We start from the raw sequence: 13204 nt of genomic DNA on the forward strand, positions 1-13204 counted from the left end.
CAAGCCGCCCAGATGTCTCCTGTCCCTGATGCTTCGGTGCAACCGTCGTCCGTAGAGCAGGCGAGCCGGCTTGGCCTTGAGCAGGCATTCGCACTGTTCAATCAGATGTCCAGTCAGTTGACCGATTCCTACAGCATGCTTGAAGCCCGGGTCACCGAGCTCAAGGGTGAATTGGCGGTGGTCAGCGCTCAGCGCATGCAGGAATTGGCGGAAAAAGAACGCCTGGCCAACCGCCTGCAAAACCTCCTCGATCTGTTACCCGGCGGTGTCATCGTCATCGACGCCCAGGGCATCGTGCGCGAAGCCAATCCCGCGGCGTGCGAGTCGCTGGGGCTGCCGCTGGAAGGTGAATTGTGGCGCCGCGTCATTGCCCGCTGTTTTGCGCCGCGCGAAGACGATGGTCATGAAGTCTCCCTCAAGGATGGTCGACGCCTGTCGATCGCCACGCGCTCACTGGACGCCGAGCCTGGCCAGTTGGTGTTGCTCAACGACCTGACCGAAACCCGTCATCTGCAGGATCAACTGGCCCGTCATGAGCGGCTGTCGTCGCTGGGGCGCATGGTCGCTTCGTTGGCTCATCAGATACGCACGCCGTTGTCCGCCGCGTTGCTGTACGCCAGTCATTTGACCGAGCAAGAGCTGCCGGTCGCTACCCGGCAGCGCTTTGCCGGGCGCCTCAAGGAGCGCCTGCACGAGCTGGAACACCAGGTACGCGACATGCTGGTCTTCGCCCGGGGCGAGTTGCCGCTGACCGACCGCGTGACGCCCGGTCAGCTGATGCAGTCGTTGCAAGCGGCGGCGCTGACCCATGTGCAGGATCTGCCGATCCGCTGGCAGTGCGACAGTCACTCGGGGGAGTTGCTGTGCAATCGCGACACCCTGGTCGGCGCGATCCTCAATCTGATCGAGAACGCCATCCAGGCCAGTGCCGGTCAGTTGCGCCTCAAGATTCACCTCTACACCCGCGGCAACAGCCTGCGCCTGTGCGTCAGTGACAGTGGCAGCGGTATCGATGCCGCCGTTCTGGCGCGATTGGGCGAACCCTTTTTTACCACCAGGACCACCGGCACAGGTCTTGGCCTGACCGTGGTCAAGGCCGTGGCGCGTGCTCATCGGGGCGAATTGCAGTTGCGTTCGCGGCTCGGTCGCGGCACCTGCGCACAGGTGATCCTGCCGTTGTTCAGCAGCGCTCAAGGAGCGGAGTGACGCAGATGGGTATCAAGGTTTTATTGGTCGAGGACGACCGCGCGTTGCGCGAGGCGCTGGCCGATACGCTCTTGCTCGCGGGGCACGATTACAAGGCCGTGGGTTCGGCAGAGGAGGCGTTGCTTGCCGTCGGCGGCGAAGCCTTCAGCCTGGTGATCAGCGACGTCAATATGCCGGGCATGGACGGCCACCAGTTGCTGGGCCTGCTGCGAGCGCGGCAGCCGCAGTTGCCGGTGTTGCTGATGACCGCTCACGGTGCGGTCGAGCGTGCGGTCGATGCGATGCGCCAAGGGGCGGCGGATTATCTGGTCAAGCCATTCGAACCCAAGGCGTTGCTCGATCTGGTGGGGCGTCACGCCCTGGGCAATCTCGGCCTGACCGAAGGCGAAGGGCCGATAGCATTCGAGCCTGCGAGCGCGCAGCTACTCGAGTTGGCGGCGCGGGTCGCGCGCAGCGATTCCACGGTGTTGATATCGGGCGAGTCGGGCACGGGCAAGGAAGTGCTGGCGCGTTACATCCACCAGCATTCTCATCGCGCCAATCAGCCGTTCATCGCGATCAACTGCGCAGCGATCCCGGACAACATGCTCGAAGCGACTTTGTTCGGGCACGAGAAGGGCTCCTTCACCGGTGCCATTGCCGGGCAAGCCGGCAAGTTCGAGCAGGCCGACGGCGGCACCATTCTGCTCGATGAAATTTCCGAAATGCCCCTGGGGCTCCAGGCCAAACTGCTGCGTGTGCTGCAAGAGCGCGAGGTCGAAAGGGTTGGGGCGCGCAAACCGATCACATTGGACATTCGTGTGGTCGCCACCACCAATCGCGACCTCGCGGGTGAGGTGGCGGCGGGGCGCTTCCGCGAGGATCTTTACTATCGTCTGTCGGTGTTCCCCCTGGCCTGGCGCCCGTTGCGCGAGCGTACCGCCGACATCCTGCCGCTGGCCGAGCGTCTGTTGGCCAAACACGTCAATAAAATGAAGCATGCGACTGCCAGATTGTCGCCCGAGGCCCAGGCGTGCCTGATCGGTTATCCGTGGCCGGGTAACGTGCGTGAACTGGACAACGCGATTCAACGTGCGCTGATTCTGCAGCAGGGTGGCTTGATCCAGCCGCAGGATTTCTGCCTGGCCGGGCCGGTGGCTTGCGCACCACTGCCTGCATTGGCGCAGGCGCAGGCGCGTCCCGTGGAAGTCGAGTCCGAGTCGGCCGGTGCGCTGGGCGATGACCTGCGTCGCCGTGAATTCCAGATGATCATCGATACCTTGCGCGCCGAGCGCGGTCGTCGCAAAGAGGCGGCCGAGCGCCTGGGTATCAGCCCGCGAACCCTGCGCTACAAGCTGGCGCAGATGCGCGATGCCGGCATGGATGTGGAAGCCTTTTTGTTCGCCACCTGATGCCTTCCCCCCTGTAGGAGCGAGCCTGCTCGCGATGGTCGCCAACGATAACGCTGGGAACCTGACACCCCGCGGTGTTCTCGGGTTCATCGCGAGCAGGCTCGCTCCTACAGGAGGGGGGAGTAAGGAAGGGCTTTTGTGAAACAAGGCCATGGAGCTGGCACCCTTGTTGCTAACACCTCATTACCCGTCGAGTGAGTGTCAAAAAATTGCGGGTCGCCAAAGAGAGAAACCATGAGCCAAGGTATTGAATTCAATCGGTTGATGCTGGATATGCGCGCCATGCAAATGGACGCCATGTCTGCGCCGAAATCGACTGCCGTCCCTGAACTGTCGGGCAGCAGCTTTTCCGACATGTTCGGTCAGGCCATCAATAAAGTGAACGACACCCAGCAGGCTTCCACGCAGTTGGCCAGCGCCTTCGAAATCGGCAAAAGCGGCGTCGACCTGACCGATGTGATGGTTTCTTCGCAGAAGGCCAGCGTGTCGTTCCAGGCGTTGACCCAGGTGCGCAACAAAGTGGTTCAGGCCTACCAAGACATCATGCAGATGCCGGTTTAAAGGACGAGATTGAGTCATGGCAGAAGCAGTCGCCGATAACGTTCCGGCCAAGGCCACTCCAATAGACGGCAAGCCGCCGCTGTTCGGGTTGTCCTTCCTGGAAAACCTCTCCGAGATGACCATGTTGCGTCAGGTGGGCCTGTTGGTCGGCCTGGCGGCGAGCGTGGCGATTGGTTTTGCCGTGGTGTTATGGTCCCAGCAACCAGACTACCGGCCTCTGTACGGCAGCCTTGCCGGCATGGACGCCAAGCAGGTCATGGATACCCTGGCCTCCGCCGACATCCCCTACACCGTCGAACCCAATTCCGGTGCCTTGCTGGTCAAGGCCGACGACCTGTCCCGCGCGCGGCTCAAGCTCGCGGGCGCTGGTGTCACTCCCAGCGACGGCAACATCGGTTTTGAAATCCTCGACAAGGAACAGGGGCTGGGCACCAGCCAGTTCATGGAAGCGACCCGCTATCGTCGCGGCCTGGAAGGCGAACTGGCCCGCACCATTTCCAGCCTGAACAACGTCAAGGGTGCCCGCGTGCATCTGGCGATCCCGAAAAGTTCGGTGTTCGTGCGCGACGAGCGCAAGCCGAGCGCTTCGGTTCTGGTTGAACTCTATTCCGGTCGTTCCTTGGAGCCGGGTCAGGTGGTGGCCATCATCAACCTGGTGGCGACCAGCGTTCCCGAGCTCAGCAAGTCGCAGATCACCGTGGTCGACCAGAAGGGCAATCTGCTCTCGGATCAGGCGGAAAACTCCGAACTGACCATGGCCGGCAAGCAGTTCGACTACAGCCGTCGCATGGAAAGCATGCTCACCCAGCGCGTGCACAACATCCTGCAGCCGGTGCTGGGCAACGACCGTTACAAGGCTGAAGTCTCGGCCGACGTGGACTTCAGTGCGGTCGAGTCGACTTCCGAGCAGTTCAATCCGGACCAGCCGGCATTGCGCAGCGAACAGTCGGTCAACGAACAGCGTACCGCCAGCAATGGTCCGCAAGGCGTACCGGGTGCCTTGAGCAACCAGCCTCCAGCGCCGGCGTCCGCGCCGCAAACCACCGGTGGCGCCGCTGCGTCGGCCGGCATGGTGCAGCCAGGCCAGCCGCTGATCGATGCCAATGGCCAGCAAATCATGGACCCGGCCACCGGTCAGCCGATGCTCGCGCCGTACCCGGCGGACAAGCGTCAACAATCGACCAAGAACTTCGAACTCGACCGTTCCATCAGCCACACCAAGCAGCAGCAGGGTCGTTTGAATCGCCTGTCGGTGTCGGTGGTGGTCGATGATCAGGTCAAGATCAACCCGGCCAACGGCGAAACCAGCCGTGCGCCATGGAGCGCCGATGAATTGGCGCGCTTCACTCGCCTGGTTCAGGACGCGGTCGGCTTCGATGCCAGCCGTGGCGACAGCGTCAGCGTGATCAACATGCCGTTCTCCGCCGAGCGCGGTGAAGTGATTGCCGATATTCCGTTCTACTCCCAGCCGTGGTTCTGGGACATCGTCAAGCAAGTGCTGGGCGTGCTGTTCATTCTGGTGCTGGTGTTCGGTGTGCTGCGTCCGGTGCTCAACAACATCACCGGGGGCGGCAAGGGCAAGCAGTTGGCTGGTATCGGCAGTGACGCCGAGTTGGGTGGCATGGGCGGTCTGGATGGCGAGTTGGCCAACGACCGTGTCAGCCTCGGTGGCCCGACCAGCATTCTGCTGCCGAGCCCGAGCGAAGGTTATGACGCTCAGTTGAACGCAATCAAGAGTCTGGTGGCAGAAGACCCGGGTCGTGTGGCCCAGGTCGTGAAAGAGTGGATTAACGCAGATGAGTGATAACCGAGCCGTTGCCGCCAAACTGTCCAAGGTCGACAAAGCCGCAATCCTGTTGCTGTCCCTGGGCTCCACCGATGCTGCCCAGGTGCTGCGCCACATGGGCCCCAAAGAGGTTCAGCGCGTGGGCGTGGCCATGGCCCAGATGGGTAATGTGCACCGCGAGCAGGTCGAGCAGGTGATGAGCGAGTTCGTCGATATCGTCGGCGACCAGACCAGCCTGGGCGTCGGCTCCGACGACTATGTGCGCAAGATGCTCACCCAGGCCCTGGGCGAAGACAAGGCCAATGGCCTGATCGACCGCATCCTGCTCGGTGGCAACACCAGCGGCCTCGACAGCCTGAAGTGGATGGAGCCGCGCGCCGTCGCCGACGTGATCCGTTATGAGCACCCGCAGATCCAGGCGATCGTGGTGGCGTATCTCGATCCGGACCAGGCCGGTGAAGTGCTCGGCAACTTCGACCACAAGGTGCGGCTGGACATCATCCTGCGCGTGTCTTCGCTGAACACCGTTCAGCCAGCGGCCCTGAAAGAACTCAACCAGATTCTCGAGAAGCAGTTCTCCGGCAACTCGAATGCCTCGCGCACCACCCTGGGTGGCATCAAGCGCGCGGCGGACATCATGAACTTCCTCGACAGCTCGATCGAAGGCCAGCTCATGGACTCGATCCGCGAAGTCGACGAAGACCTGTCCGGTCAGATCGAAGACCTTATGTTCGTGTTCAACAACCTGGCCGATGTCGACGACCGCGGGATCCAGGCGCTGTTGCGCGAAGTGTCCTCCGATGTGCTGGTGCTGGCCCTCAAGGGATCGGACGAAGGCGTCAAGGAGAAGATCTTCAAGAACATGTCCAAGCGTGCGGCCGAACTGTTGCGCGACGACCTGGAAGCCAAGGGCCCGGTGCGCGTCAGCGACGTGGAAACCGCGCAGAAGGAAATCCTCACCATCGCCCGTCGTATGGCCGAAGCCGGAGAGATCGTGCTCGGCGGCAAGGGCGGCGAGGAAATGATCTAACACCATGGCCAAGAATGATGTTGCACCCACTGACCTGATCCGGGCCAGGGATGTCAGTGGCTTCGATACCTGGGCGCTGCCCAGCTTCGACCCGCCGGAACCCGAGCCGGAACCAACGCCTGAACCCGAGCCGCCGGAAATGGAGGAAGTGCCGCTGGAGGAAGTCCAGCCACTGACCCTCGAAGAGCTCGAAAGCATTCGCCAGGAAGCCTACAACGAAGGTTTCGCGGTGGGTGAGAAAGAGGGTTTCCACAGCACCACGCTCAAGGTCCGCCAGGAAGCCGAACAGGCATTGGCGCCGAAGCTTGCCGGCCTGGAGCAACTGATGACCCATCTGTTCGAGCCCATCGCCGAGCAGGACACCCAGATCGAAAAGTCCCTGGTCGACCTCGTGCAACACATCACCAGACAGGTGATCCAGCGCGAACTGGCCATCGACTCGACGCAGATCGAACACGTCATGCGCGAGGCGCTCAAGCTGTTGCCACTGGGCGTGGGCAATGTGCGGTTGTACATCAATCCGCAGGATTTCGCACAGGTCAAAGCCCTGCGCGAACGCCATGAAGAAACCTGGCGCATCGTCGAGGACGAATCGTTGTTGCCTGGCGGTTGCCGGGTCGAGACGGAACACAGCCGCATCGACGCCACGGTGGAAACCCGCATCGCGCAGGTGATGGACAAGCTGTTCGACCAGTTGCACGAGCAAACCTTGCACCCGGCCGCGCCGGACGTGAGCCTGGAGCTGCCGATCGACAGCAAGCCTGCGACCGCGCCAGAAGCGGATGCACCTGATGCGCCTTGAACGCACCAGCTTCGCCAAGCGCCTGGGCAGTTACGCCGAGGCCACGGAGCTGGCCGGCTCACCGATCCTCGAGGGCCGCTTGCTGCGCATGGTCGGCCTGACCCTCGAAGCCGAAGGCCTGCGCGCCGCCATGGGCAGCCGTTGCATGGTGATCAACGACGACAGCTATCACCCGGTGCAGGTCGAAGCCGAAGTCATGGGCTTCTCCGGCAGCAAAGTCTTTCTGATGCCAGTCGGCAGCGTCGCCGGTATCGCCCCCGGCGCCCGCGTTGTTCCCTTGTCCGATACCGGGCGTTTGCCGATGGGCATGAGCATGCTCGGGCGGGTGCTGGATGGCGCCGGTCGCGCGCTGGACGGCAAGGGCGGGATGAAGGCCGAAGACTGGGTGCCAATGGATGGCCCGACCATCAACCCGCTCAAGCGCGAACCGATCAGTGAACCGCTGGACGTGGGTATTCGCTGCATCAACGGCATGTTGACGGTCGGTCGCGGTCAACGGCTCGGGCTGTTCGCCGGTACTGGCGTCGGTAAATCCGTGCTGTTGGGCATGATGACGCGCTTCACCGAGGCCGACATCATCGTCGTCGGGCTGATCGGTGAGCGGGGTCGCGAAGTTAAAGAGTTCATCGAGCACATCCTCGGTGAAGAAGGGCTCAAGCGTTCAGTGGTGGTGGCGTCCCCGGCGGACGATGCGCCGCTGATGCGACTGCGCGCGGCCATGTATTGCACGCGCATCGCCGAATATTTTCGCGACAAGGGCAAGAACGTCCTGTTGCTCATGGATTCGCTGACCCGTTTCGCCCAGGCCCAGCGGGAAATCGCCCTGGCCATCGGCGAGCCGCCGGCGACCAAGGGCTATCCGCCGTCGGTGTTCGCCAAGCTGCCGAAACTGGTGGAACGGGCCGGCAACGCGGAGAAGGGCGGTGGTTCGATCACCGCGTTCTACACCGTGCTGTCCGAAGGCGACGACCAGCAGGACCCGATTGCCGACTCGGCGCGGGGCGTGCTCGACGGACACATCGTGCTGTCCCGGCGTCTGGCCGAGGAAGGGCATTACCCGGCCATCGACATCGAGGCGTCCATCAGCCGGGTGATGCCGGCGGTGGTGTCGCCGGAACACATGGCCCGTGCGCAATATTTCAAGCAATTGTGGTCGCGCTATCAGCAGAGTCGCGACCTGATCAGCGTCGGCGCCTATGTCGCCGGCGGCGATCGCGAGACCGACCTGGCGATTTCCCTGCAACCGCAACTGGTCAAATACCTGCGGCAGGGCCTCAACGACAGCATCAGCCTGGGTGAAAGCGAGGCATATCTCGCTTCGATCTTCGCGCCCGCGGCAGGCGGTTAAGCGGTCATGGCCCTGAGTCGGGCAGGAAGGCTGGCGCCGGTGGTGGAAATGGCCGAAAAGGCCGAGAAAACCGCGGTCCAGCGCCTGGGGCACTTTCAAGGGCAGGTTCGCCTGGCACAAAGCAAACTCGCCGACCTCGAAGCCTTCCGTCTCGACTATCAGGAGCAATGGATCGTGCGCGGCAGCGGCGGCGTCTCGGGTCAATGGTTGCTGGGCTATCAGGGCTTTCTCGCGCAACTGGGCACGGCCATCGACCAGCAGCGACAAAGCCTGGCCTGGCATCAGAACAACCTGAACAAGGCCCGGGACACCTGGCAGCAGGCGTTTGCCCGGGTCGAAGGTTTGCGCAAGCTGGTTCAGCGCTATGCCGATGAAGCGCGGGCGCTTGAGGACCGGCGCGAACAGAAACTGCTGGATGAATTGTCCCAGCGTTTGCCGCGCGAGAACCCCTATTGAGCGAGCTTTCAAAAACAGGCTGGCTTGCCCCCATCCACAGCTGGTGCTAAACCTTCTAAACGTTCTCCAAAGACAAGGAAGCCATTGAATGTCAGTCGTTACCGAAGTGTCCCCTGATGGGCAAAAGTTGACGATATCGGTCAAAGGACGATTCGATTTCGCCAAGCATCAGGAATTTCGTCAGTCCTACGAAGATAAACAGCTATCGGCAGTTGTGGTCGACCTGAAAGACGCCACATACCTCGACAGCTCGGCCCTGGGCATGCTGCTTTTGCTGCGCGATCACGCCGGTGGCGACAACTCCGATGTGCGCGTCGTCAACAGCAGTATCGACGTGCGCAAAATCCTCGCCATCTCCAACTTCGACAAATTGTTCGACATCAGTTGAATGCCATGCAGCCACTGGAGCCGCTGACGATCCTGATTGCCGAGGACAGCGCCGCCGATCGCCTGCTGCTGTCGAGCATCCTGCGCCGCCTGGGGCACGACGTGCTGACGGCGGCCAACGGCGCCGAAGCGGTCGACACGTTTCGCCAGCAACAACCGCACCTGGTGTTGATGGATGCGATGATGCCGGTCATGGACGGCTTCGAGGCGGCCCGGCAAATCAAGGCCTTGGCCGGGGAAACCCTGGTGCCGATCATCTTCCTCACGTCGTTGTCCGAAAACGAAGCCCTGGCCCGCTGCCTGGAAGTCGGCGGTGACGACTTTCTGGCAAAGCCGTACAACCAGGTGATTCTCGCTGCCAAGATCAAGGCGATGGATCGCTTGCGGCGCTTGCAGGACACCGTACTGCAACAGCGTGACCAGATCGCCCGGCACCACGACTACCTGCTCAACGAACAGCGCGTGGCCAAGGCCGTTTTCGACAAGGTGGCGCACTCCGGCTGCCTGAATGCCGCTGCGAATATCCGTTATCTGCAATCGCCCTATGCGCTGTTCAACGGCGACCTGTTGCTGGCCGCGTTCACCCCGGCCGGAGACATGCACGTGCTGCTGGGCGACTTCACCGGCCACGGTCTGCCGGCGGCGGTGGGCGCCATGCCTCTTGCCGAAGTCTTCTACGGGATGACCGCCAAAGGCTACGGCGTGGCGGAAACCCTGCGCGAGATGAATGCCAAGCTCAAGCGCATCCTGCCGGTGGACATGTTCTGCTGTGCCACGTTGCTGTGCCTGAGTTTTCAGCGTCGTTCGGTGGAAGTCTGGAACGGCGGAATGCCGGACGGTTACCTGCATCGCGTTGCCAGTGGCGAGCGAACGCCTCTGCCGGCGCGGCACCTGCCTTTGGGGGTGCTGAGCCCGGAATCCTTCGATGAGCGTACCGAGGTGTTTCCCATGGCGCTCGGGGATCGGGTGTTTCTCCTGTCCGATGGGGTGATCGACACCTGCGACGCCAACGATCAGTTGTTTGGCGTGCAGCGATTGCAGCAGGTGTTTGCCGCCAATCGCCAGCCAGATGCGCTGTTCGAAGAGATCGAGCAGGCGCTGCGACAGTTTGGCGCAGAAGCGCGTGACGATGTCAGCATGGTCGAAATCAGCCTGCTGGAGTCGGCGCAGATCACTGCGCCGGTGTTGGTCTACTCCGACAGCGGCCAGTCCTGCCCGCTGGACTGGTCGGTGAGTTTCGAGTTTCGCGCCGCCACGCTCAAGCGCTTCAATCCCTTACCCTATCTGTTGCAGTTGCTGCTTGAGGTGCATGGCCTCCGGGCTCAGAGCAGTGCGCTCTACAGTGTGCTGGCGGAGCTCTATTCCAATGCGCTGGAGCACGGCGTGCTGGGGCTGGATTCGAGCCTCAAACGCGATGCCTCGGGGTTTGCGCGGTATTATCAAGAGCGCAATACCCGGCTGGACGAGCTTCAGGAAGGCTATGTACGGTTACATTTCAAGGTGGCGCCAACAAGTGACGGCGGTTGCCTGACCATTCACATCGAAGACAGCGGCAAGGGTTTCGATGTCGAGCGGGTGATGGCAAGACCTGTGGATGACATCCGCCTGTCGGGACGTGGCGTCAGTCTGATCCGTCAGTTGGGGCGTAATGCCCGCTGGATCGACGATGGTCGAAGTGCACGCGTGGAGTTTGTCTGGGAGGCTCTGGCATAATCCGCGCATTCTTGATCAAGGAGTGAGCAAGTGGACGACACACATGTGGATCGCGACGTGCTGAGTGCATTGCAGGAAGTGATGGAAGAGGGCTATCCGGATCTGCTGGATATCTTTCTTGCGGACTCCGAAGAGCGCCTGCAAGTATTGAGAACAGCTGACAGTACCGCACTGCTCGTTGAAACCGCCCATAGTTTCAAAGGCAGCAGCAGCAATATGGGCGCGCGCAGGCTGACCGAGCTCTGCCATCAACTTGAGCAGCAGGCCAGAAGTTTGCCATGCACCGCCATTGCGGAACTGGTCGGCGAAATCGATCGCGAGTTCGCCGCGATCCGGCCTCTGTACGAAGCTGAACGACAGCATTGCCCGACGAAAATCTGAGCATTCGCCGCATTTGCTCTCCTCCGAGTGAAACTGGCTCGACCTTTGCAGTTAACTCTCCAACTGTACTTATGAGCCCCGTGCAGCGGAGACCGTTTCATGCCCGTTACCCCCAATGTTCTGCTTCAGGCCTCCAGACAGGCCAAGACTCAGGCCGCCTGCGCCAATCCTCCGGCGCAGACCGCTGAGCCCGGGGACAAGGCCGCAAGCTTCGCTCATGTCTATGCCAATCAGGCCCAGAGCAAGCCCGATGCGTTGGCGGATGCCTCGGTCAAGCCGGGGCGCGAAAAAAGCTCCGATGTCGCCGGAAAAGAAGACACTGGCGACGACAAACCTGCCGCCGGGGAACCGGTGGTTGCCGATGGCGGCAAATCCTTGCCTGCCGACACACCGATGCAGGCTGACGACAAGACTGTCGGTGATGAAGCGTCAGTTGCCGATCCGGCTCCGGTCGTCGATGCCGCACCGCTCGATCCGGCGATTGATCCTTCATTGCAGCCAGTCCTTCAGCCAGTCGTGCCGGCACCGGTAGCACCCGCCGTGGCCGACACCGTGCAACCTGCCGTTGAAGCGCCAGTTGCCGCCGCGGCTACGGTTACGGCTGCAATCGCTCCAGCGCTGGCCACTACCGACGGCGATTTCGATCCCTCGACCGATCCGCTCGATGCATTGCCGGCGGTGCGCCTGGCGATGGAGCAGAGCGGTCACGTATCGGCTTCCAGCCAGGCGCAGCCCAAGGCTGCACCGACACAGGTGCAAGCCCAGGCCGACGGTGAGCTGACACCGGCGCAAAACTTTGCCGCCGGCACGGCGACCCTGCTGGATGTTCAGGGCGACAAGAGCAGCACCGGTCAGGGCGACGACAAGGCTTTCAGTGGCTTGATCGATGACGGCCTGAAGGATCTCAAGTCCGCCAGCAGCGACACCCGTGTCGATGATTTCGCCAACCGTCTGGCAGCGCTGACACAGGCGGCCACACCGAAGACCGCCAATGCCTTGCCGGTGAACCAGCCGATTGCCATGCACCAGAGCGGCTGGACCGAAGAGGTGGTGAACCGGGTCATGTACCTGTCCAGCGCCAATCTCAAGGCCGCGGACATCCAGTTGCAGCCCGCTGAGCTGGGGCGCCTGGACATTCGGGTGAGCATGGTTCCCGATCAACAGACCCAGGTCACGTTCATGAGTGCGCATCCGGGTGTCCGTGAGGCGCTGGATGGCCAGGTCCATCGCTTGCGCGACATGTTCGCGCAGCAGGGCATGGGGCAGGTCGATGTCAACGTTTCGGACCAGTCCCGTGGTTCGCAGCAAGGGCAGGAACAAGCCCGGCAAAACCAGAGCGGGCGGACCAGTGCCATCGGCGGTCGCCTCGATTCAATGGATGACGACATCACCTCGAGCGTCGCTGAAGTAGCGGCCAATACCACCAGCGTGATCGGCTCCAGCGTGGTCGATTACTACGCCTGACGAACACAACACCTGACCCTGTGGGAGCGAGCTTGCTCGCGATGGCGGTGTAACATTCAACATCTTTGTTGACTGCCACACCGCCATCGCGAGCAGGCTCGCTCCTACATGGCATAACACTTGCTCTTGCCTTGCCGTGCGACTGTGAAAACCCGAATAGTGACGGATTATTGGCATGGCGAAGAGCGACGCAGCAGTAAAAGACCCCGCAACCAAAGGCAAACTCAAGCTGATTATCGTGATCGTGGTGGCCCTGCTGCTGGCGATCGGTGTGTCCGTGGGGGCGACCTGGTACTTCATGCACAGCGCTCAGAGCAAGCCTGCCGTCGACGTGGCACAAACCGCTCCCGTCGGCAAGCAGCCGGCGATTTTCGAGCCGATGGCGCCGGCTTTCGTGGCCAATTTCAACCAGAACGGTCGCCAGCGCTACATGCAAGTGAGCATCACCATGCTCGCGCGCAATCAGGCGGATCTGGATGCACTCAAGGTCCACATGCCGGTGATCCGCAATAACTTGGTGATGCTGTTCTCCGGGCAGGACTTCGCGACCCTCGCCTCGCCGGTCGGCCAGGAAATGCTGCGGCAGAAAGCCACCGCCAGCGTCCAGGAAGTGGCGCAGAAAGAGCTCGGCAAAGTGGTGATCGAACAGTTGCTTTTCACTAATTTCGTACTGCAGTAG

Annotated in this window: 13 protein-coding genes; all 13 read left to right on the forward strand. The window is 61.9% G+C overall.

Translation table 11 applies throughout. The features are described from left to right. Positions 1-12: 12 nt before the first annotated feature. Positions 13-1206 (forward strand): ATP-binding protein, encoded by a 1194-nt coding sequence (locus WHX55_RS07495; protein WP_191624913.1) that lies wholly within the window; start codon positions 13-15, stop codon positions 1204-1206. 5 nt (positions 1207-1211) lie between these two features. Then, the gene (locus tag WHX55_RS07500) at positions 1212-2597 is read left to right on the forward strand and encodes a sigma-54 dependent transcriptional regulator (protein WP_353742338.1); all 1386 of its coding nucleotides are present in this window, start codon (positions 1212-1214) and stop codon (positions 2595-2597) included. 234 nt (positions 2598-2831) lie between these two features. Beyond that, on the forward strand, positions 2832-3158 hold the full coding sequence (fliE, locus tag WHX55_RS07505; protein ID WP_150753434.1) for a flagellar hook-basal body complex protein FliE: 327 nt from the start codon (positions 2832-2834) through the stop codon (positions 3156-3158). A 16-nt stretch (positions 3159-3174) separates the two neighbouring features. Then, entirely contained in the window at positions 3175-4962 is a 1788-nt protein-coding gene (gene fliF / locus WHX55_RS07510; protein ID WP_151213377.1) for a flagellar basal-body MS-ring/collar protein FliF, read from the forward strand. Further along, positions 4955-5974, forward strand: a complete 1020-nt coding sequence (gene fliG, locus WHX55_RS07515; RefSeq protein ID WP_007983391.1) for a flagellar motor switch protein FliG — start codon at positions 4955-4957, stop codon at positions 5972-5974. The genes fliF and fliG overlap by 8 nt, the downstream gene beginning before the upstream one ends. Before the next feature lie 4 nt (positions 5975-5978). After that, complete coding sequence (fliH, locus tag WHX55_RS07520; protein WP_353742339.1) at positions 5979-6776, forward strand: flagellar assembly protein FliH; 798 nt, start codon at positions 5979-5981, stop codon at positions 6774-6776. Beyond that, positions 6766-8124: a flagellar protein export ATPase FliI gene (gene fliI, locus WHX55_RS07525; RefSeq protein WP_150757658.1), complete on the forward strand. Its 1359-nt coding sequence runs from the start codon at positions 6766-6768 to the stop codon at positions 8122-8124. The genes fliH and fliI overlap by 11 nt, the downstream gene beginning before the upstream one ends. Positions 8125-8130: 6 nt before the next feature. After that, the gene (fliJ, locus tag WHX55_RS07530) at positions 8131-8580 is read left to right on the forward strand and encodes a flagellar export protein FliJ (protein WP_150753430.1); all 450 of its coding nucleotides are present in this window, start codon (positions 8131-8133) and stop codon (positions 8578-8580) included. 88 nt (positions 8581-8668) lie between these two features. Further along, positions 8669-8968, forward strand: a complete 300-nt coding sequence (locus WHX55_RS07535) for an STAS domain-containing protein (RefSeq protein WP_150753429.1) — start codon at positions 8669-8671, stop codon at positions 8966-8968. Between the two features lie 5 nt (positions 8969-8973). Continuing rightward, positions 8974-10680 (forward strand): fused response regulator/phosphatase, encoded by a 1707-nt coding sequence (locus WHX55_RS07540; protein WP_151213375.1) that lies wholly within the window; start codon positions 8974-8976, stop codon positions 10678-10680. Between the two features lie 30 nt (positions 10681-10710). Beyond that, positions 10711-11061: an Hpt domain-containing protein gene (locus WHX55_RS07545; RefSeq protein WP_353742340.1), complete on the forward strand. Its 351-nt coding sequence runs from the start codon at positions 10711-10713 to the stop codon at positions 11059-11061. Positions 11062-11160: 99 nt separating this feature from the next. Next, positions 11161-12525, forward strand: a complete 1365-nt coding sequence (locus WHX55_RS07550; RefSeq protein WP_353742341.1) for a flagellar hook-length control protein FliK — start codon at positions 11161-11163, stop codon at positions 12523-12525. 175 nt (positions 12526-12700) lie between these two features. Then, on the forward strand, positions 12701-13204 hold the full coding sequence (gene fliL / locus WHX55_RS07555; RefSeq protein WP_150753425.1) for a flagellar basal body-associated protein FliL: 504 nt from the start codon (positions 12701-12703) through the stop codon (positions 13202-13204).

Origin of the sequence: Pseudomonas fluorescens (assembly GCF_040448305.1) — a bacterium.
GTDB lineage: Bacteria > Pseudomonadota > Gammaproteobacteria > Pseudomonadales > Pseudomonadaceae > Aquipseudomonas > Aquipseudomonas fluorescens_BH.

What these genes read in the sequence shown, in the direction of transcription:
- WHX55_RS07495 (WP_191624913.1), top strand. Translation starts at nt 13, where the DNA reads ATGTCTCCTGTCCCTGATGCTTCGGTGCAACCGTCGTCCGTAGAGCAG.
- WHX55_RS07500 (WP_353742338.1), top strand. Translation starts at nt 1,212, where the DNA reads ATGGGTATCAAGGTTTTATTGGTCGAGGACGACCGCGCGTTGCGCGAG.
- fliE (WP_150753434.1), top strand. Translation starts at nt 2,832, where the DNA reads ATGAGCCAAGGTATTGAATTCAATCGGTTGATGCTGGATATGCGCGCC.
- fliF (WP_151213377.1), top strand. Translation starts at nt 3,175, where the DNA reads ATGGCAGAAGCAGTCGCCGATAACGTTCCGGCCAAGGCCACTCCAATA.
- fliG (WP_007983391.1), top strand. Translation starts at nt 4,955, where the DNA reads ATGAGTGATAACCGAGCCGTTGCCGCCAAACTGTCCAAGGTCGACAAA.
- fliH (WP_353742339.1), top strand. Translation starts at nt 5,979, where the DNA reads ATGGCCAAGAATGATGTTGCACCCACTGACCTGATCCGGGCCAGGGAT.
- fliI (WP_150757658.1), top strand. Translation starts at nt 6,766, where the DNA reads ATGCGCCTTGAACGCACCAGCTTCGCCAAGCGCCTGGGCAGTTACGCC.
- fliJ (WP_150753430.1), top strand. Translation starts at nt 8,131, where the DNA reads ATGGCCCTGAGTCGGGCAGGAAGGCTGGCGCCGGTGGTGGAAATGGCC.
- WHX55_RS07535 (WP_150753429.1), top strand. Translation starts at nt 8,669, where the DNA reads ATGTCAGTCGTTACCGAAGTGTCCCCTGATGGGCAAAAGTTGACGATA.
- WHX55_RS07540 (WP_151213375.1), top strand. Translation starts at nt 8,974, where the DNA reads ATGCAGCCACTGGAGCCGCTGACGATCCTGATTGCCGAGGACAGCGCC.
- WHX55_RS07550 (WP_353742341.1), top strand. Translation starts at nt 11,161, where the DNA reads ATGCCCGTTACCCCCAATGTTCTGCTTCAGGCCTCCAGACAGGCCAAG.
- fliL (WP_150753425.1), top strand. Translation starts at nt 12,701, where the DNA reads ATGGCGAAGAGCGACGCAGCAGTAAAAGACCCCGCAACCAAAGGCAAA.